At 44.5% G+C, this 23,092-nt stretch carries 14 protein-coding genes; 2 read left to right on the top strand and 12 right to left on the bottom strand.

Annotated elements, in window-relative coordinates; all coding sequences use genetic code 11:
* Nucleotides 1-554: 554 nt before the first annotated feature.
* The 8 genes from HMPREF9624_RS03585 to mtaB all read right to left on the bottom strand — a co-directional run bounded on the left by HMPREF9624_RS03585 (nucleotide 555) and on the right by mtaB (nucleotide 17,539).
* On the bottom strand, nucleotides 555-995 hold the full coding sequence (locus HMPREF9624_RS03585) for a hypothetical protein (RefSeq protein ID WP_009536571.1): 441 nt from the start codon (nucleotides 993-995) through the stop codon (nucleotides 555-557).
* A 249-nt stretch (nucleotides 996-1,244) separates the two neighbouring features.
* Complete coding sequence (locus tag HMPREF9624_RS03590) at nucleotides 1,245-7,730, bottom strand: Spy0128 family protein (protein WP_009536573.1); 6,486 nt, start codon at nucleotides 7,728-7,730, stop codon at nucleotides 1,245-1,247.
* Nucleotides 7,731-8,154: 424 nt separating this feature from the next.
* A complete protein-coding gene (locus HMPREF9624_RS03595; protein ID WP_009536574.1) occupies nucleotides 8,155-10,395 on the bottom strand; it encodes a methyl-accepting chemotaxis protein in 2,241 nt (746 codons plus the stop codon).
* Nucleotides 10,396-10,959: 564 nt separating this feature from the next.
* Nucleotides 10,960-12,084 carry a molecular chaperone DnaJ gene (gene dnaJ, locus HMPREF9624_RS03600; RefSeq protein ID WP_009536575.1) on the bottom strand — a complete coding sequence of 375 codons (1,125 nt, stop codon included), beginning with the start codon at nucleotides 12,082-12,084 and terminating at the stop codon, nucleotides 10,960-10,962.
* Nucleotides 12,085-12,293: 209 nt separating this feature from the next.
* Nucleotides 12,294-14,168, bottom strand: a complete 1,875-nt coding sequence (gene dnaK, locus HMPREF9624_RS03605) for a molecular chaperone DnaK (RefSeq protein ID WP_009536576.1) — start codon at nucleotides 14,166-14,168, stop codon at nucleotides 12,294-12,296.
* Nucleotides 14,169-14,326: 158 nt separating this feature from the next.
* Nucleotides 14,327-14,980, bottom strand: a complete 654-nt coding sequence (grpE, locus tag HMPREF9624_RS03610) for a nucleotide exchange factor GrpE (RefSeq protein WP_009536577.1) — start codon at nucleotides 14,978-14,980, stop codon at nucleotides 14,327-14,329.
* Between the two features lie 12 nt (nucleotides 14,981-14,992).
* Nucleotides 14,993-16,054, bottom strand: coding sequence for a heat-inducible transcriptional repressor HrcA (hrcA, locus tag HMPREF9624_RS03615; protein ID WP_050801542.1), 1,062 nt, complete (start codon nucleotides 16,052-16,054; stop codon nucleotides 14,993-14,995).
* A 99-nt stretch (nucleotides 16,055-16,153) separates the two neighbouring features.
* Complete coding sequence (mtaB, locus tag HMPREF9624_RS03620) at nucleotides 16,154-17,539, bottom strand: tRNA (N(6)-L-threonylcarbamoyladenosine(37)-C(2))-methylthiotransferase MtaB (RefSeq protein WP_009536579.1); 1,386 nt, start codon at nucleotides 17,537-17,539, stop codon at nucleotides 16,154-16,156.
* Nucleotides 17,540-17,662: 123 nt separating this feature from the next.
* On the opposite strand from mtaB, the gene HMPREF9624_RS03625 reads away from it, so the two are divergent.
* Nucleotides 17,663-17,905: an HPr family phosphocarrier protein gene (locus tag HMPREF9624_RS03625; protein ID WP_009536580.1), complete on the top strand. Its 243-nt coding sequence runs from the start codon at nucleotides 17,663-17,665 to the stop codon at nucleotides 17,903-17,905.
* A gap of 142 nt (nucleotides 17,906-18,047) precedes the next feature.
* Nucleotides 18,048-19,250, top strand: coding sequence for a tRNA uracil 4-sulfurtransferase ThiI (gene thiI, locus HMPREF9624_RS03630; RefSeq protein WP_009536581.1), 1,203 nt, complete (start codon nucleotides 18,048-18,050; stop codon nucleotides 19,248-19,250).
* A gap of 75 nt (nucleotides 19,251-19,325) precedes the next feature.
* On the opposite strand, the gene HMPREF9624_RS03635 is transcribed toward thiI, so the two are convergent.
* Genes HMPREF9624_RS03635 through HMPREF9624_RS03650 form a run of 4 tightly spaced genes read right to left on the bottom strand, consistent with a single transcriptional unit; the run spans nucleotide 19,326 to nucleotide 23,026 of the window.
* Complete coding sequence (locus HMPREF9624_RS03635) at nucleotides 19,326-19,910, bottom strand: flavin reductase family protein (protein WP_009536582.1); 585 nt, start codon at nucleotides 19,908-19,910, stop codon at nucleotides 19,326-19,328.
* 58 nt (nucleotides 19,911-19,968) lie between these two features.
* Nucleotides 19,969-21,066, bottom strand: coding sequence for a 50S ribosomal protein L11 methyltransferase (gene prmA, locus HMPREF9624_RS03640; RefSeq protein ID WP_242822615.1), 1,098 nt, complete (start codon nucleotides 21,064-21,066; stop codon nucleotides 19,969-19,971).
* 35 nt (nucleotides 21,067-21,101) lie between these two features.
* The gene (locus tag HMPREF9624_RS03645) at nucleotides 21,102-22,259 is read right to left on the bottom strand and encodes a cysteine desulfurase family protein (protein WP_009428167.1); all 1,158 of its coding nucleotides are present in this window, start codon (nucleotides 22,257-22,259) and stop codon (nucleotides 21,102-21,104) included.
* Complete coding sequence (locus HMPREF9624_RS03650; RefSeq protein ID WP_009536584.1) at nucleotides 22,256-23,026, bottom strand: 16S rRNA (uracil(1498)-N(3))-methyltransferase; 771 nt, start codon at nucleotides 23,024-23,026, stop codon at nucleotides 22,256-22,258. Before HMPREF9624_RS03650 ends, HMPREF9624_RS03645 begins: the two co-directional genes overlap by 4 nt.
* Nucleotides 23,027-23,092: the final 66 nt, after the last annotated feature.

The following is a 23,092-nucleotide window of genomic DNA, read 5'->3' on the forward strand; positions in this document are numbered from 1 at the left end:
ATACATACTTCCCTTGGAAAGTCACTTGCATTTTACATTTTTTTCTTGCATTATTTTTAATCACTTAATTATTTTTGCTTTAATTCTTTTTTAAATTTTGGTTTTAAATTTAGAACTGTTTGGAATTTTCCCTTAGAATAATAAGCAAGGGGCTGTAAAAAATCATAATTGTTTTCTAATCAATATAGGTCTCAATTTAGGGCACGCTCTCGCTAGCTTCGCCTGACTGAGCAGTGGCTTTGTTACCCACTGCTCACTTTGCTTCGCAAAGCAAATTCCTTCGGAAGTTGGTCTGTATCAGGACGACTTTTCTGATGAAAAGTCTGTCCTTACGGATACTAAGCGAAAAACTTCGATTCTCTTGTTTTTCGCAAGTACCGACGGGCTCAGACTACCCTGCATTTAGACCTATATTGCCGAAATATCTATTTATTATTTTGATTTTTTACAGCCCCTTGCTAAGCACTATGGAACTTAGAATCTCTCGTGTCATAAAGAGCACTGAAAATCCTTCCATAATGCAGCTTCCGTAGCTTAATTATTTATCCCGGTTTTTAAGAAGACAGGTTGGATGGACTAAGCCTTTCTTCCGGAAGCTTCTCTACCGCTTCTTCTTTAAAGGATAAAGGAAGTTCCAGGGTTTGATAGCCATCGCGCACCAGAATCAGCGTATGCTCTCCCTCAGCTTTTCCTTTAAAGGCCTTGGGAGAAATCACCATTTTTCTCTCTTCTTCCAATATCTCCATAGATGAAGAGTTAATCTCTGTAGTAAAGCTTTGCTTGTCTAAGTATGCCTTAATTTCTCCTTCCTTCAAATATTCTCTATCCTCGGTTTCTAAAACGATTTCTTCTCCGGGCTTTGCCACTCCACCGGTAAATTTCGGCGGCTTTGCTCCGGTAAGATATTCTGTTCTTAATTCTTTGGATAGGGAGCCATCCTCTAAAACTCTATAAAGAGAAGTAGGAACTTTTCTGATGGCTTCTGCCGTTTTCAAATATTCTGCGGAGAATAGGTAATAAGCACAGCCACGCCAAGCAGAGCAATTACCGTACTGAGCAGGCCAAGCACCAGACCGGATATGTAGATCAGCCCCATGCATAGCCAGACAAAAAGGTAAAAACCAAAAAAATTGCCCTCTGACATGGATCAAAATCCTTGCCAAAAGGCGATTCATTGTCTTTGAAACTTCTTCCCAATAGTTAAAAGAGAATGAGCTTTAACTTTTCGGTTTTAGCTTTCTGCTTTATCTTTTCTTCTTTAGCTTTCTCAGGAAGTAGTAAATGCTCAAAAGGCTAAAGCTTAGTGCTGAAGCAAAAGCATACCAAAGCAAATGAGAGGCATCTGCCGTATTTACTTTTCGAGATTGGGCTCTCCTCAAGGCTCCCAGAACTTCTCCCAAACGCTTTAATTCCGCTTCTTCCTCAGGAGTCAAAGGACGTTTCCGTCCTGCACCGAGAATCTCACCGATTCGCTTCTGAATCTCCTCGATGGTTCTGGGTACTGTGGGACTTGGCGGAACATTGTTTCCATTGTCCGGTGTAGGCGTCTTGGGGTCTTCCGGAAGCGAGGGCTTCTCAGGCTCTACCGGCGGTTCTCCGGGGCCTCCCGGGGTATTTGGCGTTGGGAAGGAAGGTCTACTTGGTGTTCCACCACCTCCGCCACCCGGATTCCTTGGATTGTATAGGTTATCAAAAAGAATCTCAGATACCTCTACACCATCCTTATAAATCTTACGAGTCACTACCAAGTCCTCTTTATTTTCAGCAAGCTGACTTACCGTAAAGACTACTTTATAAAGGGATTTGTCATAGGTATAGCCTCTGAGTCCATCCTTTAATTCCTCCACCGTGTACACGTATTTTCCGGGAACATGGAAGGTAATGGGAGCAAATTCCGTATGTCCTTCTCCGGCAATCACTACCATCTCCGTTTCAGACTGGCTGCCCTCCGGCATTGGCTGGAAAAGTCCCTTAGGCATAGATCTTAGGGAAGGCTTTACCTCGGTAATAAGGCCACTGGAGCCGTATAAAAAACCCTCTTCCAAATCGGAGTTGCTCACGATTTTCTTATTCCTAATAACGTTGTTATCCGGATCCAGATACTCTTCGAAAGCATCGTTTCTCTTACCGTTGTTCAGAAAGATTTCATTTTCATCAAAGCTTGGGTCTTCTCTCTTGTCAGTCCAATATACGGAGTTGGAACTGATTTCCATGGTCTCTGTCCGTAAAACAAAGCGGAAAGGGTCTGCCTGAGAAGGCTTTCTTCCGGAAATCTTTTTCCCCAGCTCCACCTGTCCCTGTGTGGGGGTAGGCGTAAAGACATTGGTATAGTTAAAGTCGTCTCCTCCTACCAAAGCATAGAGCTTACCATTAAGACGACGAACTTTAATAGTAACATTTCTGGTGGCACGAGGATCGTTATTTACTCCGGGGAATAAACCGCTTTCTGTTATTGTATACTCATAATCCCCTTCAGCTGCAATCTTAACTCTTCCGAAGTTAACCTCTCCTCCGATGGCATCAGGATTTGTCTTACTTAAACTGTCGGAACTACCTGCCTCTAGCGGCATAGGTGCTCCATTTTTACTCTTTAAGGTAAAAGTAAATGCATTACTGATATCCGGCTTCTTAATTCCTGCCGTAGCGCTTAAGAACTTTTGCACCTTAATTTCCGGTTCAATGATTTCTTCTCCGAAAACATTGACAAAGCTTAAAGGATTGCCATTGTTAAACCGTAGATCAGAAACCATCTTCTTGTGATCCGGGTCTGTAACGGTAATGGTGATATATTTATCTCCCATATCCTTGCTGGTAACACCGAGCTCATTCGTTTCTCCATGCTCATTAATTTTATAAGTATAGGTTCCGGGTCTCATCAGGCGAATGTTTCCAAATTCTACCGTTCCGCCGTCCTTATCCGGGTTCTTCAATACTGTAGTGATAGAATTTCCCTTTTCATCCAGTAAAAGTGCCCCATTTTCTCCACTAATCGTGAAGGTGAATTTTCCGCGAATATCGGGAGCTTGCGCAGCTAATTCCTTTGGGACTTCCAAAACCTTCTTTACAGGAAGCTTAAAGACTACCGGCTCTACCAGTCTATGGCTACTGCTGCCTTGTACAATATCCGGTGCCACATTCTGAGGAATATCATTTCCCGGGAATAAGGTAGCCACACGGTATGCCAGATTGGTGTTTACAACAGGAACCTTCTCCATATCCGTATGGGCCAGCATATTGACATTGGCAATAAGTAATCCCTTCTTATCTAAAATAAAGGGCTTATTTTCTTTGGTTGTTCGAAGATCAAAAGCCAAAGCCACAATTTTATCTTTTTCTACGCCAATATTTTGTGTTTCGTCTACGTAGTTCCATTCATGCCAAATACTAGTACCGGTATTCTTCGGATTGTTTGGATTCATATCATTGTTGTAATCCGGGTCATGAAGGGCCTTCCCTAAATCCCTTTCAGCTTCTTCAGGAATCTTGTAAGAGTAAAAAACTCTGGGCTTTAAAGTATCCGGGTTGTTGGCATTGTCCTTATCAAAGGAGTGCTTGGACAAAAGACTATTGATATCTACACCGTTAAAGTCTCCGTTTCTATCCTTTTTCTCTCCCAGGATATCATAGATGACCAAATCCGTAGTTCTACTCTTGTCTGAAGCCTGGTACATCAGCCTATGGGTATAAGGATCTCCCATATAGCTAACATTTTCACTTAAATAACGAGGATCGATCTCCGTAGAAACCGTATTGCTGAATCTTGCCTCCAGTACCGTTACCGGGCCGTAGGGCATATTCAGTTCCGTTACGGAGGTGGTATATTTACTGTTCTGTGTTAAAGCCTCCTTGGCAAGGACTTTGTAATAGCCAATTTTCTCCGCTTTATTATCGAGAGTATCCGGTTTATAATTTGGACTCCAAACGGTATTCTCGTCAGTATTGACAAAGCCCAAGGTGTTTTTCGCCGTTCTTCCTCGGTCCACGATATTGGTGTAAGGATTCCAAAGGGTATAGTTTAGCTTCCAACCGCTTCGATTATATTGTTTATTCCAGAAACGATGGTCTGCATCATCCGGAATGGTTAACTTGATAATCATCATGGTTTGGCCGGATTTCTCCCAGTTCTTCTTAAACGCTACGGTATAGTCTTTCCCCTTGACAAATTTTTTACTTTCCGGTGGAGTGTCCGCCGCATCCCAGGTTCCCAGAACGATAGAGCTTTCGTCCACATAGGTTCCTGCAGGAAGCAGATCATAGATAATTCCGGATTTTAACACATAAGGTTTGGTATACTCATCCCCCTGTAAACTGGTGGGGAAGATTCCCCAGTTAAAGCCCCAGGCAATAACATCCATGCTTTGCTCGCTGCGCTCAGGATGGTCCACATAAGGTTTGTTTTGCTTTACCAGCTCCGAGGTAATGTTTAAGGGCTCTAAACCGTAGCCTATTTCAGCCAAATATTTTCCCGCCCTCTCTTCAATAACCGCTGTTCCTAATTGACGGACTTCTCCTACAGCACCACCTGCCAGGAAGTTCATATTATACTCGCCTCCATTAGCCATGGTATTGGCAATGAAGGTCCGCATAGCAGGCTGAGGGGTTACCTTTATGGTGAATGATGCATCAAAGCTTGTCTTATAATAGGGGGAATCCTGTTTAAACTGAAGCCCTACAATGTTATTTCCAAAGGCAGCTTCTAAGTCCAGCTGATTCGTATGGGAAATGTCGGTATAGTCATTGACTGTATTCTTCTTTATTGCACCGGGCTCTGTTACGGTAAAGGTAACGCCTCCATTATCCTTATAGCTTAAGTAACCATACTTAAAAAAACCTCTTCCAAGATTCCTCTTATCCTTAACCCAAACCTCTACAGGAGGATAAGTTTTATCTTTCTTTCTGGGACTTGCTTTACCGGAGAATTTTATCAGCGGATTATCCAAATAATCCACATCATAGGCCTTCATATCTCTTAAATAAATACGGCTATAATGGTAGTCATTCTCTTTTAATGTATAAACATCACCTCTATAAACATCACCGTTTGTTATAGAATCACTGGAAAATACATCCTTGTTTGTTGCTTTTTCCAGTGTTTTTCCATCCACTTGTCTGGGTTTTACAGAGAACAGCTTATACTCTCCGTCTGTAAGGGTAGCACCGGAACCGGGAACATTAGGATCAGAGGAGGTGGTATAGCTTCCATTCTCAGAAACATTTACACTGCTATCCTTTGCCTTATAGGAAGAAGAAAGCGTAAAGCTTTCATTCCAGTTGCTATATACGACAGGAGCCGCTTTACCCTCTTCATAAATACTTTGTAATCCAAAAACGCCAAGGTAATACTGTCTATCCACAGTATTATACTTCTTTAATAAAAAGTCTCCCGGCCCAGAAGAGGGAAGAAGTACCTTCATCGGTGCTGCCTCCACCTCACCCTCTCTCACATAGCCGTCTGCCCAGGTTTCTGTAAACTTAATCCTATTGTGAATATCAAGCCCCTTCTCCTTGGTCGTAAGATCGATCCCCTTGTCCTTTGCCTCTTGCAACTTGCTCATAGGATACTTATACAGTAAGGCATAAAGCTGGGAATTATTCTTGTCGTAGGCATAATTTAAGGTTTCCGCATAGGGCTGATTAGTGGGGAGGTTTTCTACACTGGGGTCCTTTGGAATTCCTACATAGCTTCTACCAATGGGGTTCTCCAAAAAGGGCTGTGTTGCCGGAGGATTTTTTCCCGGCCCCATAAACTTTGCAATATCCGCATAACCGTTTCTGGCAAGATTTTCAATATTGTCCTTATTGAAGTAGATATTCCATGCCGCGTTTGTAGGAAGCTTCTTCGCACCAACCAGGATACCCCCATCCGACTTTTCCGGATCTAAGGTTTGGAAGCTATAATCAAAGGGCTGAGAACTTCCCCTAGCTCTATCCACTCTTACGTACCAAACACCGTAAAAATACTCACCCGCTTTATCCGTGGTCTCGCCCCAGCTGGGATCCCAGGAGAAGAAAAGCCCCTGTTTCGTATCCGCGTCACCGTGCTTGAAATTGAATAGGGTAGGCTCAACCTTTGTTTCCACATGAACGGAAAGAGGAACATCCTGTTTCACATCCAAATTGTTATCGCTATGGTCAATATTTAAGCTGACAGGGAATTTATTGTCATAGACACCTACCCCCTTAGTATTATCATGCTTTACTTTCAGCATGGTAGGAGTCAGGTTATAGGCAACATCCGCCTTAAAGGTAAATCCACCGTTTAACGCCCTGAAGTTAGTTAAATGAAGATACTCCTCCGGCTTATCCTTTCCGGGAACATTCTTTTTGATAATGGTATAATTAAAGCTACTTTGGGTATTGGTATTCGGTGCCTCTAGCAAACCGGTAGCCATAGATGGTTGTAACTTATGCCGATTCCCTTCCTTTTTCTCATACACGGAAAGTTTGTTCGGTTCATTTTCATCCCAGCCTTCAAAAATTCTGGCAGGAATATCAATGCTAACCGTTCCGGGATCATAACTGACATTTTTGTTTCCCTTCAGGGTAAGCTCTATGCCCAGGGTAGTTGTATCCGTACCGTTGGAAGCATTCTCCGGAGGAATGATTTTTAAATCTCTTTGTTCCCGCATTACACCGTTACTGCCATCGGTATAAGTATGGCCATTGGGAATGATGCTGCCAAATCGAGGAGCATTAGGAGCTTCCGTCCAGAACGCCTTAAACTCATGGTTGACAGCCTCTTCTCCCGAACCACTTCCCATCAGGACAAAGGGACTGAAATGCTTTGCGGAGAAGAGCAAATCCTCTCCTTCTTCCTTTACAGGAAGAATCTCTGCCGGAAGTCCTTCCGGTAGGTGCACAATGCGAAGATCCTTGTCCTCTTCCGCCAAAACCTCTTTGATTTTCTCGGTCTTTTGCAGGCGAATCTCCACCTTCTTACCGTTCTTCGGCTGAACTTCCTTTTCTACGCCGTCCACTTCTCTAACAAAAGAAATATCTACTGCGTCCAGCACCTCTACAAGAGGTACTATTCCGGGATAATCCTTTTCATAGCTCTTCTCCAAAAGAGACTTAGCTTCCTCAACCACGGACTCCTTCTCCAAGGGAAGCAGCTTCATCTGTGTGCCTTCTTGGAAGGTTCCCTCCGGATAATCCGCAGTAACCGTCATATCCTTATAAGACAGGGCAAAGGATCCGGCCTCCATGTATTTCGCCGCTTCTTTTCCTGCTTCTTCGGAAGGCTGGTTTGCTTCCTCTTCAGGGCTCTCTTCATTCTTACTTTCCTCTGTAGCAGCATTCTTCTCTTCTGTCAAAGCAGAATCCGAATTTTCCTGCTTATACCCTGCTTGTTCCGTAGCAGATGTTTCTTCGGAGGCTCTCTCCTGCTCCTCGGAAGCCGCTGCATTCTCTTCATTTTCTTCTCCAGAAGGCTTTGCCGCGTCTGATCCTACGCCGGAAGAGTTCTCAGCCTGTTCTGTAGCTGTGGCATCAGCCGGGGAACTTGCTTCAGAAGATACCCCCATCTGCTTTGCCATTTCCTGTGCATTTTCCGAAGCATAGCTTACGCTTTGCAAATTTCCAACAAGCATCAAAAAACTGAGGAAATATGCCATGCTTTTCTTGGAAAAGCTTCCCCTTTGACGCCTTTTGGAAAAATTCCTACGGGTTAAGGTATCCCTTCCTCTTCCCGCTTCTCCTGCACCTAAGTGCTGTTCTGTTTTGTACTGCATGGCACACTCCTTTATGTCCAATTTCTTCCCTTCCTAAAGGAAGAAGTTTATAAACGATTTCCCCACTTTTTCGAGAAAATCGTTTTTAATAAAAAACTGTTAGAACTGTCTATTATAGGGCAAGTCCCAACAGTTTGTCGACAGAAAATTATTATTTTTATTAGTGTTTTTTTTCAAAATTTTTCCCGGGTATAATAATTCGTTTCGTAAAGATACGATTTTTAATATAATTGTATAAGCTTCTTATTTTATCATTCAATTTTTAAAGCAATATACTGCATACTTTGCAAGCAATACACTGCATGTTTTGCAAGTTATACCATAATGATTTAAAAAAGGAGTATAGAGAAACGAGATACGAAGTCGTTCTTCTCTATACTCCTTATATGGGATTAATGCTGAATTTTAGTTTAAAACTCCGCTATTATCTTACCTTAAACTTATCTACAAGGTCATTCATCAGATTAGCCTGTGCGGATAATTCTTCTGCCGTTGCCGCACTTTCCTCCGCTGTAGCAGAGTTTTCCTGTACTACTGAGGAAATTTCCTGTAAACCGTCACTGAGTCTACTTACTCCGGCAGACTCCTCTTCAGAAGCCTTGGAGATTTCTCCGATTAAATCATTGACCTGGTTGGTACTCTCGGATACAGACTGTAGTGCCTCTGCAGTTTCCTCTGTAAACTTTGCGCCCTTCTGTACAGCGCCGATGGTCTCTTCAATCAGAAGAGAAGTATTCTGAGCCGCTTCCTGAGACTTCTTTGCCAAGTTTCCTACTTCATCCGCAACTACTGCAAATCCCTTTCCTGCCTCTCCTGCTCTTGCCGCCTCGATAGCTGCATTTAAGGAAAGGATATTGGTCTGGAAGGCGATATCATCAATAGTCTTGATAATCTTGCTGATTTCCTTGGACTTCTCAGTGATTTCTTCCATAGCGCCCTGCATGTCGGTCATCTTCTGGTTACTGGTTTCCACATGAGAACCGCTGACAACACCAAGTTGCTGTGCCTTTTCCGCCTGCTTTGTGGTATGGCGAATCTGGTCGGTAATATCTTCCATGGTCTTGGAAAGCTCTGCAATGGAAGATGCCTGCTTGGTAGTACCCTCGGAAATTCTCTGAGCCATACTGCTTACCTGCTCCGCACTGCTGCTTACCTCGGAAGAGGAAGTATGTACATTCTTCAAAGTACTGTTCAGGCTTGTGGAAATATCCTGTAAAGAACTTAGGATTGGACGGAAATCTCCCTTATAGTTCTCATCTTCTTTAATTTCTGATCCGAAGTCTCCCTGAGCAAATGCTCCAAGCTTTGCCTGTAAGTCGGATACCACATAGGTCAAACGCTTTACAATATTGTTAAAACTCTTCACCAAACGGCCGATTTCATCTTCCTGCGCATAAGAAACCTTAATGTCGAAGTTTCCGTCTGCCAGCTTGTCACTTTCCTCTGCAAGCTTTCCAAGAGGACTAAGGGACTTCTTCAGTGCCGAGAAAAGAATTACCTGTAAAAGAATAAACAAAATAACTTCTGCCGTAGCCAATGCAACAAAGAGCTGGTGCTTTCCTTGGTTATATAAATCCAAGCTCATTGCGGACTGTACATACCAGTCTGTACCGTAGATGGTCAGTGGTGCAAAGTAACGAATACGGTGACTGTCCTTGACATGGAAAATGCTCTCTCCATCAAACTTGCTCTGGATGTCATTCTTAAAGGTCTCTTCTCCAACATACTCGGAAAGATTCTTTCCTACTGCTTCAGGATTAGAGCTGTAAACAAACTTACCATCCTTATTAATAACATCAAAGAAGGTCTTAGCGCCCTCTCCGGACTTATCTTGACCCAGAGAATCAAACATCTTAACATTTAAGTCTACTACTACCGTACCCATAAACTGGTCATTATGAAGGATAGGAACAACCAATACAAAAATTGTCTCTCCGGTAATAGAGGATACAAAGGGATCTACCACATGGCTTACCTTTTCCTGAGAAGCTTTGGTATAATACTCTTCCGCTCCATTTCCATAGAACTTATAATCCAGGAACTTAAAGAAACGCTTGTTCTCATCTCCGTTATCTCTTCCTAAATACATAGCGTATTCCGGCTCACCCTGCTGGAATGCATTTGGCTCGAAGAAAACACCTGCACCCATGATGTGCTCATCGTGACGAATCATTTCCCAAACAGAATCCAGCAAATATTTTTCTTCAAAGGATCTTCTTTGGCTTAAGTGAACGGTGTCTTTTAAAAGACTGGGAACTGTTGCCGCTCCGTCATCCGTTTCGTTATACATTTCCTCCAAGTGATCACTGATTGCTCTTGCAGCGTTCTCTGCTAAAGTGATGGATTTTCTAGCTTTTTCTACGTTCATAGCAGTAGTAGAAAGTAAGTAATCCTGATTAATCTTATCGAAGGATTTTCCTACCGCATTCAGCAGAACAATGTTTGCCAACACAAAGACCACCAACATGGATACGCAGACCAATGCAGAAATTCTTCCTGCCAGGCTGGATCTCTTTTTACCTTTTACAGCCTTTGCCTTCTGTCCCGGTTTTCCTCCCGGAGCCTTCTTAAAAGCCTTGGAGTCCGGCTTTTCCTGGTTCCCGCCTGCCTCTGTCTTAACAGCAGCTTCCTTTGGGTTTAACCCGTTTTCCTGTGTGTTTTCCATTCTTCCTCCTTGAAATTGTCATTCCTCTATCTCAGAAAAATTATCGTGAAATGGTAGAAGTTACTCTCCTCCATGATTCCGCTTTAATCAATATCGTCAGTTTGGAAGAATGTATTAGTGAATTTACGGAAATAAAAAAAGCTATCGTTAGCTCTAATGCAGTATGGTCAGTAATTGGGGCACGCTCCCGCTAACTTCGCCTTGACTGAGCAGTGGTTTTTGTTAACCACTGCTCACTTTGCTTCGCAAAGCAACTTCCTTCGGAAGTTGGTCTGCATCAGGACGACTTTTCTAATGAAAAGTCTGTCCTTACAGCACTAACTTCAAGCTTCGCTTTACTCGCTTTCAGTAAGTACCGGCGGGCTCAGATTGCCCCCATTACTGACCATACTGCATTATTCGCTTCACTTATTAATTTTATAGCCCTTTACTCCGCCGGATTTCAGCAAGTATTGACGGGCTCAAATTACCCCCATTTTTGACCTATATTGCCGGAAAACCTACTCTATTTTGAAATTTTACAGCACCGAATGACCCGTAAATTCCCGATTCGCTCCCGCTTGCTTAGTCTACCTTCTCTCCGCAGCTTTCGGCATAGGCCTTTAAAGCTTCCTTTTGCTTCTTATTCAATTTCTTCGGCGTCTCCACTACCAGTGTCACATAGTGGTCACCGCGCACATTCGGATTCTGCAAGGACGGAACTCCCTTTCCTCTTAAACGAGTACGAGTCTCCGACTGCGTTCCGGCAGCAATCTTCAGCTCAACCGGTCCGTCTACCGTCTTCACAATCGTTGTTCCTCCAAGAGCAGCCTTCGGAAAGCTGATTGCTTCCGTGGAGTAAATATTGATTCCCTGTCTCTTAAAGAAGGGATGGTCGCTTACGGAAACCTCAACGAGAAGATCTCCTCTCGGTCCTCCGTTTCTTCCGGGATCTCCTCCGCCGCTTCTTCTGATTGCCTGTCCGTCATCGATTCCTGCAGGAACCGAAATTTCCATCGTCTTTTCGGTATTGATATAGCCTGCACCCTTACAATCGGGACATTTCTCCTTAATGATAGAGCCGGTACCGTGACACTCCGGACAGGTCGTTACCTGCTGAATCATACCGAATAAACTTTGCTGTGTCATTCTGACCTGTCCTGCACCGTTACATCTTGGGCAAGTCGTCTTCTCCGTTCCCGGCTTTGCCCCGGAACCGTTACAGGTCTTACAGGTATCCTTATACCGAATCTTAATATTCTTCTTTACGCCCTTTATTGCTTCATCAAAAGAAATCCGTATTCCTACGCGGATATTGTCGCCCTTTTCCGGCATATTGGCACGACGCCCGTAAGCTCTTCCGCCTGAAAATCCTCCACCGGAAAATCCGCCTCCGAAAAACTCCGAAAAGATATCCGACATATCCATTCCGCTAAAGTCAAAGCCTCCGAAACCGGAGCTTGCTCCCGCTGCGGAATTGGCATCAAATGCCGCATGACCGTAGGTGTCATACGCCTTTCTCTTATCCGGATCCGACAGAACCGCATAGGCCTCCGAGGCTTCCCGAAACTTTGCGGCGGCAGTCTCATCTCCGGGATTCGCATCCGGGTGGTACTTTTTTGCAAGCTGACGATATGCCTTCTTTATCGCACTGTCATCGGCATTTTTCTCTACCCCCAGTACCTCATAATAATCACGCTTTTCTGCCATGTTTACAAATCCTCTTCTCTTCCTCCCCCCTTGAAAGGGGACTCTTATCCAATTCTCTTTTCCCCGTGAAGGGGAATCCTTATATTCGCTTCTCCCCCGAAGGGGAATTCATATCATACGCAATATTTCGTAGGCACCGGAGAGTCCGATACCTACGAAACGGTTCTTACTTACTTCCCCGAACGAAAGGCTCGGGAAACCTTTTCCTATTAAACTTCCTTAAAGTCTCCGTCTACCACATTGTCATCCGCATTACCGGTGCTTTGTCCGGCATTTGCACTGCCACCTGCTTCGGCTCCGGAGCCTGCTGCGCCTGCAGCCTGTGCCTGCTCATAGACTTTGGTGAAGAGTGCCTGAGAAGACTGCATCAGTTTCTCCTGCGCTGCCTTGATTTTCTCAGCACCGTCCTTCGTAATACTCTCCAGAGGATTAGCGGAAAGAACATCTTCCAAAGCCTTTAAGTCCGCTTCTACTGTAGCCTTATCATTGTCGGAAATCTTATCTCCTACTTCCGTAAGAGCCTTCTTGGTCTGGAATACAATGGAGTCCGCTCCGTTTCTTACCTCGATAGCTTCCTTCTTTTCCTTATCGGCAGCTTCAAACTGTGCAGCTTCATTGACAGCCTTATCGATATCTTCCTTGGACATGTTGGAGCCGGAAGTAATCGTGATATGCTGCTCCTTTCCGGTACCCTTATCCTTAGCGGAAACATTTACGATACCGTTCGCATCGATATCGAAGGTAACTTCAATCTGCGGAACACCGCGCTGTGCAGGAAGAATGCCGTCCAGTCTGAACTGACCGAGGCTCTTGTTGTCTCTTGCAAACTCTCTCTCACCCTGTACTACATTGATATCTACGGCAGTCTGGTTGTCCGCTGCAGTAGAGAAGACCTGAGATGCTCTGGTCGGGATGGTTGTATTTCTCTTAATAAGAGGAGTTGCAACGCCGCCGAGGGTCTCAATAGAAAGGGTAAGCGGAGTAACATCAAGAAGAAGAACATCACCTGCTCCCGCTTCTCCGCTTAACTTTCCACCCTGTACTGCGGCACCGAGAGCCACACACTCATCCGGATTCAGATTCTTGGAAGGCTCTTTTCCGGTTAACTGCTTTACCTTCTCCTGTGCTACCGGCATTCTGGTGGAACCGCCGACAAGAAGTACTTTTCCAAGCTCGGAAGCCGTTAAGCCCGCATCACGAAGAGAGTTCTGTACCGGAATCGCGGTTCTCTCCGTTAAATCCGCAGTAAGCTCTTCAAACTTGGCACGACTAAGCTTCATATCGAGATGCTTCGGCCCCTCAGCTGTCGCGGTAATGAACGGAAGGTTGATATCGGTTGTCGTTGCGGAAGAAAGCTCCTTCTTCGCCTTTTCAGCCGCTTCCTTTAAACGCTGCAGCGCCATCTTATCCTGAGAAAGGTCTACGCCCTCCTGGGACTTGAATTCCTCGACAAGCCACTTGGTAATACGATCATCATAATCATCACCGCCAAGGTGCGTATCACCGTTTGTAGAAAGCACTTCAATAACGCCGTCACCGATATCGATGATGGAAACATCGAAAGTACCTCCACCTAAGTCATAAACCATAACCTTCTGCTCGGACTCATCTTCCAGACCGTAAGCAAGTGCTGCCGCTGTCGGCTCGTTGATGATTCTTTCTACGGAAAGTCCTGCAATCTTACCGGCATCCTTTGTTGCCTGTCTCTGTGCATCGTTAAAGTAAGCCGGAACGGTAATTACCGCCTGGGTTACCTTCTCTCCTAAATAACTCTCCGCATCGGTCTTTAACTTCTGCAGAATCATTGCGGAAATCTCCTGCGGAGTATAATCCTTTCCGTCAATGGAAACCTTATAATCGGTACCCATATGTCTCTTAATGGAAGAAATGGTACGGTCCGCATTGGTTACCGCCTGTCTCTTTGCAGGTTCTCCCACAAGTCTCTCACCATTCTTGGTAAATGCCACAACGGACGGCGTGGTTCTCATACCCTCGGCGTTCGGGATAACAACGGGCTTTCCGCCTTCCATAACGGCTACACAGCTGTTGGTTGTTCCTAAGTCAATTCCTATAATCTTTCCCATATTCTTACTCTCCTTTTTCTATTCTAAATTTGATTTCTTGCTTTACTTTATGGAAAAAGCTCTTTTAAAAGCTTATTCGTCTGTTTATACACTACTTCATCTTTACAGCAATTTTTCTTCACATCGGTTTTTCTTTACATCGATTCTTTATCTTCGCCCTACTTCTTTACCTTCACCATGGAGTGGCGAACTACATTTCCGCGGTAGGTATAGCCTTTTTGCAAATCGGCAGTTACGGTATCTTCTTCCGCATCTCCCTCTTCTTCCGTCATAACGGCATTGTGGAGTGCAGGATCAAACTTCTGTCCTACAGCCTCAATCGCCTGAATATCACAATCTGAAAACATCTTCTGAATCTGCTTATAAATTCCTTCTACACCCTTTGCAAAAGAGTTTTCTTTCTCTTCCTCCGGGATATGTTCCAAGGCTCTCTCAAAGTTATCAACTACAGGAAGAAGTTGCTCGATAATGCTCTTTGCGCCAAGTTCAAACATCTGCGCCTTTTCCTTCTCGGAACGCTTTCGGAAGTTTTCGTATTCCGCCAAGGTGCGAAGATATTTATCTTTCAGCTGTAAAAGCTCCGTATTCTCCTCTTTTCCGGAATTTTCCTTTCCGGAAGAAGCCTCTCCTTCCGAATTCTCTCCGGAAGACTGTGTAGAAGAAGTCTGTTCTTCGCTGACAGTTCCCGGCTCTTCCGCTTCCTGCGATTTTACATCTCCGGAAGAGTCCTCCTTTGTGCATTCCCTTCCTTGCTCGCCACCTTCGTGCGACTGCTTCTTCCATTTCTCGTCTTCATTATGCTTCTTTGACACAACGTCTCCTTCCTATTGCAAGGGAATCTCTCCCATTTCCTGTATTAATCTGCTCAAGGTATCCAGTACCTTTTCATAGTCCATCCTCTTCGGTCCGATTACCCCAATCGTACCGTGCATTCCGTTTTCAAGACGGTACTTTGCCGTAACCAGTGCACAGTCTGCCATATCCTGCAGGGGACTTTCTTTTCCGATATAAACCTGAATACTCTTGTTGTCCTCTTCTTTCTCTTCCGCTTCCTGCAAAAGACCGGCAAGTTCCTCCTTGGACTCCAAAGCAAAAATCAACTTGGATGCATTTTCCGAATCCATAAGCTCCGGATACTTGAAAATGTTCGTAGCGCCCGAGGTATAGATTTCCACATCCTGCTCATCGGTACGAAGCATACTTTCCAAGCTTTGAAGAAGGAGTCCCATCGTCTTTCTGTGCCGGCTCCTATCCAGGAGTGTCCGAATGTATTCTTCCGTAATCTCTTCCACACTGTGTCCGCCCAGAACATCGTTTAAAAGAAGGTTAATGGAGAGAATCGCATTCTGCTCTAAATCCTCATCAATGTCCACGGTCATCGTCTTAATGATATTTCCCTCGAACATCAGAAGAAAGAGAAGTTTTCCCTTTTCCACCAGAGAAATCTGTAAGAACTTAATCCTGTTCTTCTCCATCCTGGGTCCGGAAACAAGTGCCGTATAATGAGTATCGCTCGCTATATTCCTAACCAGAGACTGTAGGGCGGATTCGAGCTTCTCAATCCTGTCAAACATCGAACTTCGAACATCCGATAAATCTCTCTCCTGCTTCTCCATCAACTGATCTACATAAAAGCGATAACCCTTGTCGGAAGGAACTCTTCCCGCGGAAGTGTGAGGCTGTAAAATATAGCCCATCTCTTCCAAATCACTCATCTCATTCCGAATTGTCGCGGAACTTAAGTTCAGACCGGAGTACTTGCTAATGGTTCGGGATCCTACCGGTTCACCGGTCTCTAAATAGTTCTTGATTATCGTTGTCAATATAATAAGCTTTCTCTGATCCACAAGACCACCTTCCTCCTTTTTGGATTTATTGGCACTCATATATATCGAGTGCTAACACATGTTCATAATATACCCCTCGGAAAAGAGATTGTCAAGAATTTTCCCGAGGGGATTTGTGAATTTCCTATGAACTTGTATTTATTCTGAAAAGAGCTCTCCCAGCAGGCTTTCTTCCATGGCTTTCTCTGCAAGCACCGGATAAACCCCTCCGATTTCTAATGCTCTGTCTTTCTGCAGGGGGATATAGAAACGAATGTATTCTTTATTAAAACCGGTGTAATACATTTCTCCCTCCAGTTCACGAACTTCCTCTATTAAGACCTCCGACCTTTTTCCGATAAACTGCTTCCGAAACTTTTCCGAATCCTTAAGTGCAAGGTCTAAGAGAATCTTCGAGCGTTCCTTCTTCACTTTTTCCGTAATCTGCTCCTTCATCTCATCCGCGCGAGTTCCCTTCCTGCGGGAATATTTGAAAATATGCAGGTCGTAGAAGCTGATTTCTTCGATGAAGTCCCTTGACTCCCGAAAATCCTCTTCCGTCTCGCCGGGGAATCCCACAATCACATCCGTGGTAATGGCCGCGAGCGGAAAGGCTCTTCGAATACAGTCCACCGCCTCTTTAAACTCCTCCTTCGTATAATGTCGGTTCATTTCCTTCAAGGTCTTGGCCGCCCCGCTTTGCAGGGAAAGATGAAAATGCGGACAAATGCCCTCTACAGCTTTCAAGCGGGAAACGAAGTTCTCCGTGATGACTCTGGGTTCCAAACTTCCCAGGCGGATCCTCTTTATAGAAGGAATTGTTCCGATTTTTTCAATGAGGGAAATGAGCGCCTCTCCGCTTTCCGCATTTCTACTGGCATATTCATAGGAAAGATTTTGAAAATCCAGACCATAAGAAGAAAGGTGTATTCCCGTGAGTACGATTTCGGAAATGCCCTCCTGCCCCAGGTGTTCTATTTCCTGAAGGCAGTCCTCTATTTTCCTGCTTCGAATTCTGCCTCTCACATAGGGGATAATGCAGTACGCACAAAATTGGTTGCAACCGTCTTGAATCTTTACAAAGGCGCGACTTCTGTCCAAGGGCTTTGAAAGAAAAAGATTTTCATATTCTCCCTCTTCCTTAACAGGAGGCAAATAGTCTTCGATTCTGCCGTCATTTTCCAACATGGCGTCCCGATAGGCTCTAATCAGCTCTACAATTTTTCCTTTGCCGCTGTTCCCGATCAGAATATCGATTCCCTTATCTTTTTTCAATTCCTCCTTTTTTCCTTCCACATAGCAGCCTGTCGCAATCACAAGGGCATCCGGATTCCGTTCTTTGGCCTGGTGAATCATTTGTCTGGACTTTCTGTCCGCAATGTTCGTTACGGAACAGGTATTAATAAGGTAGATATCCGCTTCCTCATGAAAGGGCACCAACGTTGCTCCTTCTTTAAGAATTGCCTCACTCATCGCCTCCGCTTCATATGAATTAACCTTGCAACCTAAGTTGTGCATAGCAAAACGCAGTCCCTTTAATTCCATTTTTTATCCCTTTCTTCCTTATGGAGCATGGCTCTATCTTTTTGCCTTTCTCCCTTATCTTTACTTGACTTTAAAAAACTTCCTCACTACAATGAAACCATCATAAAAAAGGAGGATTGTCTAATGAAAACCGTTCGTATTTCCCTGAATTCTATTGATAAAGTAAAATCCTTCGTAAACGACCTTGTTCGCTTTACGGATGTGGATTTTGATTTGGTTTCCGGTCGTTATGTCATTGACGCTAAGTCTATTATGGGTATTTTCTCTTTGGATTTATCCAAGCCTATTGATTTAAATATTCATGCGGATGAGTCCAGACTGGATGAAATCGTAGATACATTAAAGCCCTATATTATCGAAGCCTGACTTCCTGTATCTTAACGGAAAGATGAAAGCCTTACAAGGTTTTTAAAAAGTGCATGGATTCATGCACTTTATTTTTTGCAAAGCATATCGTGCATTTTGCGTGCGATAGTGCCGGTAAAGTAATGGAAAGAAAAGGAGCAGTATGGAGTACCAAGCATTTTTAATTAAATACGCTGAAATCGGCACGAAAGGAAAAAATCGCTATGTCTTTGAGGACGCCCTTGCAAAAGACATTCGCATGAAATTAAAGCGTGCTACGGGAGAATACTATGTAGCCAGAGAACGCGGCAGAATCTATGTTCATGTGAAGTCGGAAAGCTATGACTACGAAGAATGCATGGATGCGCTTCAACACGTATTCGGCATCGCCGGGATAGCACCCATGGTGCAGATTCCCTACTCCGCCGATTTTGCCGATTTGGAAAAGGCGGTACTCTCCTACTTTCGTGCCGCTTACGGTGACAAGCCCGTAAGCTTTAAGGTTGAATCCAGGCGCGCGGAGAAATCCTATCCCATGACTTCTCCGGAAATTGAAATGGAACTCGGACACAGTATTTTGGAGAACTTCCCGAATACCCGAGTGGACGTGCACAAGCCCGAAGTAAAGCTCCGCATCGAAATCCGACAGTTCATCAATATCTACGGAAAAATCATTCCGGGACTTTCCGGTATGCCCCTTGGCACAAACGGAAAAGCCATGCTCCTTCTTTCCGGCGGAATTGACTCTCCCGTTGCCGGCTTTAAAGTGGCAAAAAGAGGTGCTTTAATCGAAGCCACTTACTTTCATGCACCGCCCTATACCAGTGAAAGAGCAAAAATCAAGGTCATGGACCTCGCAAGACAGCTTTCCACCTATACCGGTCCCATCATGCTGCATGTTGTAAACTTCACGGAGATACAGCTTGCGATTTACGACCGCTGTCCGCACGATGAATTGACGATTATCATGCGCCGCTATATGATGCGTATTGCGGAAGCCTTAGCTTATAAAAATGGCTGTATCGGTCTCATTACGGGAGAATCCATAGGACAGGTCGCATCTCAGACCCTGCAAAGTCTGGTTTGCACCAATGAAGTCTGCACTCTTCCGGTGTACCGCCCCTTGATTGCCTTTGATAAGCAGGAAATCGTAGATGTGGCAGAACAAATCGGAACCTATGAAACCTCCATTGAGCCCTATGAAGACTGTTGCACCATCTTTGTGGCAAAACACCCCGTAACCAAGCCCATTGTAGAGAAAATCAGAAAATCCGAAGAAAAGCTCTTCCCCGAGATTGATGCCATGGCGGAAAAAGCGGTGAACGAGGTGGAATCCATCCTGATCCGCAAGGAAAGGGAAAACTAAGAGAAGGAAACTAAGAGAAAGAAATGAAGGGAGGAAGCATGAAAAATCTGCTCCTCCCTTTTAAAAAACGACTGTCTATTTTCCCTTATTCTTTTTTGCGCCTTTTCGTACGGAAAATCCAAAGCTTCCCAATACTTTTCCCAGACCGAAATATTGTCCGTGAGAATAGGCCAAAAGCTTTGCCTTTTCCAATTGCAGGCGTTTCTTTTCATCCAATAAGGAAGAGTCTACATGAACCGCCACAATTTCCGCCAAAAACAGGTCGTGACTTCCCAGCTCCAAAACCTGCTTCACTTTACATTCCATATTAACTGGGCACTCAGAAATCATGGGAACGGAAAGCACTTTTCCCTCTTCCTGATGCAAATGCAGTTTTTCCCACTTGTTGATGTCTCTTCCGGAACGTACACCGGCCTCATCCGTTTCCCAAACCAAATCTTCTGTCGGAAGGTTCACAACAAACTCCCCGGTTTCCATCAACATGGCATGGGAGTACCGCTCCTTCCGAACGGAAATGGAAAGCATGGCGGGCGTGGAACACACGGTTCCTGCCCAAGCCACGGTAAGCATGTTGCTTTCCCCTTTTTTATTTTGACAAGTCACCAGCACAGGAGGCACCGGATACAGCATATTTCCGGGCTTCCACATTTCCTTGGCCATAGAGCTTCCTTTCTTTTTAATTCCCGGTACTCAATTCATAGCAATGCTATTCACTTTCCTATTTCTTTCTCGCGGTGAAGGCGTGCCATTCCCCTTCTACACACTCCTCGAGGATTTCCAAGCTTGCTTCTGCCTGCAATGCTTTTCGTACCTCCTCCGCCTTATCGCAAATAATGCCGGAAGCGATAAAGATACCGTCCTGTTTTAGAAAAGAGGGTACAAGCGGAGTTAAGGAAACAATCACGGGGGCAAGAATATTGGCACAAACTACTTCGAAGGGCTCTTTCCGGAAAGCAGCCTGCAAGCTTTTTGCGCTTTCTTCCTCTCCCAAAATATTTTCAATGAAGAGATGAAAATCCTTTTCCGAAATCCCGTTTTCTTTGCAATTTCCCGCAACTGCCTCCTTTGTAAGGGGATCAAGATCCGTGGCTAAAACCTCTTTTGCACCCATTTTCAAAGCGGCAATCCCGAGAATTCCCGATCCGGTACCGAGGTCCAGTACGCGGTCGCCTTCTTTCAAATATTTTTCCAGAAAAAGGAGGCAGAGCTTCGTCGTTTCATGCTGTCCCGTACCGAAGCTTGTACCGGGATCCAGAGAAATTGCAAATTCTCCCTCCTTCGGTTCTTCCTCCTCCCAGCTCGGCTTAATAAGAAGCTTTCCCACACGGAAGCTATGGAAAAAATCCTTCCAGGCATTCATCCAATCCTTATCTTCCGTCTCGGAAACGGATATTTCACCACTTCCAATCTCCGTGTACTCCGCCATTTCGCTAAGCTCTCTCTTTAAATCCGAAAGAATCTCCCTACACTCTTCTTCCGTAAAAATATTGCTACTGTTCAAAGTATAGGAATGGTCTACCGTTTCATCCGAGAATTCTTTCTCCACGAGAGCCTTTCTCGCTTTTTTCTCCTCTTCCGGTAAAATTTCCAGATAAAAGGACAGACTCGCTTCTCCGTTTCCGATAGTTTCCTCCGGAAGGATATCCGCGAAAATGATTTTTGCTTCCTCTTCCGTAAGCCCCTTACCGTCTTCTATCTCAACGCCCTCGATTTCCCAGCGGTCAAATAAATAGGCAGCTAATATCTCTACCGCTTCCTCCTTTGTTTTTACCGCTATTTTCCTCCAAACCATAAACGACCTCTCTCCGTTTCCCATCGCATTTTCTAAGTTGTTATGCTTTATAACAGTTTTTATGCTTTGTAAAACTTTCGCAAAACAGGAAGCAGTTCCTTTAAAGCTTCAATCGTATCGGTAAGCTCTCGCTTTTCCGTAAGAAAGGAAAAGGAGAAACGAAGTGTCGAATCCAATTCTTTTGGTCCAAGACCTATAGCCTTCAGTGTTCCGGAGATTCCCGGATGATTCGAAGAGCAGGCGGATCCGCTGCTGACATAGATCCCCTTATCTTCCAGCGCATGAAGCAAGACCTCCGCCTTTACCCCATAGAAGGATGCGGAGACAATCTGCGGTGCGGATGCCGCTCCTTTTTCGGAATTCACCTTTACTTCCGGGAGCTTCAAAAGCTCCTCGATAAAGTAGTCCTTCAATTGATAGAGTCTCTCTATCTTTTCCGGGAAGTCCTGATAAACCATCTTGGCAGCGAGTCCCATCCCGGTAATGCCGGGAATATTTAACGTGCCGGAGCGAAGTCCCCCTTGCTGTCCTCCCCCAAAAAGAATCGGATCAATCTTCACCTTCTCATCGATGAAAAGAAAACCGATTCCCTTGGGACCGTGAAGCTTATGTCCGCTTACGGAAAGAAGGTCCACAAAATCTTTTTTCGGGCGAAGAATCATTTTCCCATAGGCCTGTATCGCATCAGTATGGAAGAGACAATTTGGGTTCTTTTTCTTGATAAGCTCTCCAATGGCATGGATATCCTCTATCGCTCCCATCTCATTGTTTACCGTCATGATGCTTACCATAACGGTATCCTCCCGAATCGTTTTTTCCAACTCTTCTAAAGAGATATGCCCTTTCTCATCTACTGCTAAAATACTGATCTCAAAGCCCTGCTTTTCCAAAAACTCCAAAGTCTTATACACAGCAGGATGCTCAATTGCAGAGCTGATGATATGCTTCCCCTGTCTTACTTTAGCAAAGGATCCTCCGATTAGCGCCATATTGTCGGACTCCGTACCGCCCGAAGTAAAAAGGATTTCCTTCGCCTTCACCTTTAAGGTCTCGGCAATTTCCTCCCGACTCTGCCTATAGTATTTTTCCGCCTCTACTCCCATGAGATGTTTCGCCGAAGGATTCCCATAATCAGCCATCATCGTTTTACACATCTCTTCCGCCACTTCCGGATAAACCTTAGTGGTAGCTGAATTATCTAAGTAAATACTTCTCATTCTGCCTCCTTATTTTCAGCAAATTCCAAATGCATCATCAGAAGACTTAATGCGGCAATTGCCGCTGTTTCCGTTCTGAGGATTCTTTTTCCCAAGCTAATGGGAAGAAAGCCTTCTTTCTTAGCCTCTTCTACTTCCTGAATAGAAAACCCGCCTTCCGGTCCGATACAAAGAACAATCTTGCTGCCGGCCTTTCCTCCCAGCTCTTCTGCCTGCTGAAGCACTTCCTTCGTAAAGCCTACTCCTCTTTCATTTTCGTAAGGTAAGAGCTTCATCTCCGCATCCTTCAGAGTGGAAAATGCCTCCTTCCATGTGGTAACCGGGAGCACTTCCGGAATAATAGAACGCTTGGACTGCTTTGCCGCCGCTTCCGCTATACTCTGCCAACGCTTTCTTTTCTTCTCCGCCTTCTCTCCTTTTAACTGCACAATGCAATTTTCACTTTCCAAAGGAATAATCTCCGTCACGCCAAGTTCTACCGCCTTCTGGATAATGAGTTCCATCTTCTCTCCCTTGGGAAGAGCCTGCAAGAGTATGAGTCTTGTCTTCAGTTCATGCATCTCTTCCAAAAAGGAAACGGAAAGCAGGGCACAGTCATCTCCATAGCCTTTTATTTTACAATGATAATCGACAGCATCCCCATCGGAAATTATAATTTCCTCTCCGATTTTTCCCCGAAGAACTTTCTGTAAATGATGGAAATTATCTCCGTAAAGTTTAATTTCATCCCCTATAATTTCACTCTTGTCTACAAAAAAATGATGCATCGCTTTCTTCTCCGCCTTAGTCGTGATTCTTTGCTATCTTACTTCTTTCTATTCCAAGTGACAAGA

The organism is Oribacterium asaccharolyticum ACB7, from assembly GCF_000238075.1.
Taxonomy (GTDB): domain Bacteria; phylum Bacillota; class Clostridia; order Lachnospirales; family Lachnospiraceae; genus Oribacterium; species Oribacterium asaccharolyticum.

What these genes read in the sequence shown, in the direction of transcription:
- HMPREF9624_RS03590 (WP_009536573.1), bottom strand. Translation starts at nt 7,730, where the DNA reads ATGCAGTACAAAACAGAACAGCACTTAGGTGCAGGAGAAGCGGGAAGA.
- HMPREF9624_RS03595 (WP_009536574.1), bottom strand. Translation starts at nt 10,395, where the DNA reads ATGGAAAACACACAGGAAAACGGGTTAAACCCAAAGGAAGCTGCTGTT.
- dnaJ (WP_009536575.1), bottom strand. Translation starts at nt 12,084, where the DNA reads ATGGCAGAAAAGCGTGATTATTATGAGGTACTGGGGGTAGAGAAAAAT.
- dnaK (WP_009536576.1), bottom strand. Translation starts at nt 14,168, where the DNA reads ATGGGAAAGATTATAGGAATTGACTTAGGAACAACCAACAGCTGTGTA.
- hrcA (WP_050801542.1), bottom strand. Translation starts at nt 16,054, where the DNA reads ATGAGTGCCAATAAATCCAAAAAGGAGGAAGGTGGTCTTGTGGATCAG.
- mtaB (WP_009536579.1), bottom strand. Translation starts at nt 17,539, where the DNA reads ATGGAATTAAAGGGACTGCGTTTTGCTATGCACAACTTAGGTTGCAAG.
- HMPREF9624_RS03625 (WP_009536580.1), top strand. Translation starts at nt 17,663, where the DNA reads ATGAAAACCGTTCGTATTTCCCTGAATTCTATTGATAAAGTAAAATCC.
- thiI (WP_009536581.1), top strand. Translation starts at nt 18,048, where the DNA reads ATGGAGTACCAAGCATTTTTAATTAAATACGCTGAAATCGGCACGAAA.
- HMPREF9624_RS03635 (WP_009536582.1), bottom strand. Translation starts at nt 19,910, where the DNA reads ATGGCCAAGGAAATGTGGAAGCCCGGAAATATGCTGTATCCGGTGCCT.
- prmA (WP_242822615.1), bottom strand. Translation starts at nt 21,066, where the DNA reads ATGGGAAACGGAGAGAGGTCGTTTATGGTTTGGAGGAAAATAGCGGTA.
- HMPREF9624_RS03645 (WP_009428167.1), bottom strand. Translation starts at nt 22,259, where the DNA reads ATGAGAAGTATTTACTTAGATAATTCAGCTACCACTAAGGTTTATCCG.
- HMPREF9624_RS03650 (WP_009536584.1), bottom strand. Translation starts at nt 23,026, where the DNA reads ATGCATCATTTTTTTGTAGACAAGAGTGAAATTATAGGGGATGAAATT.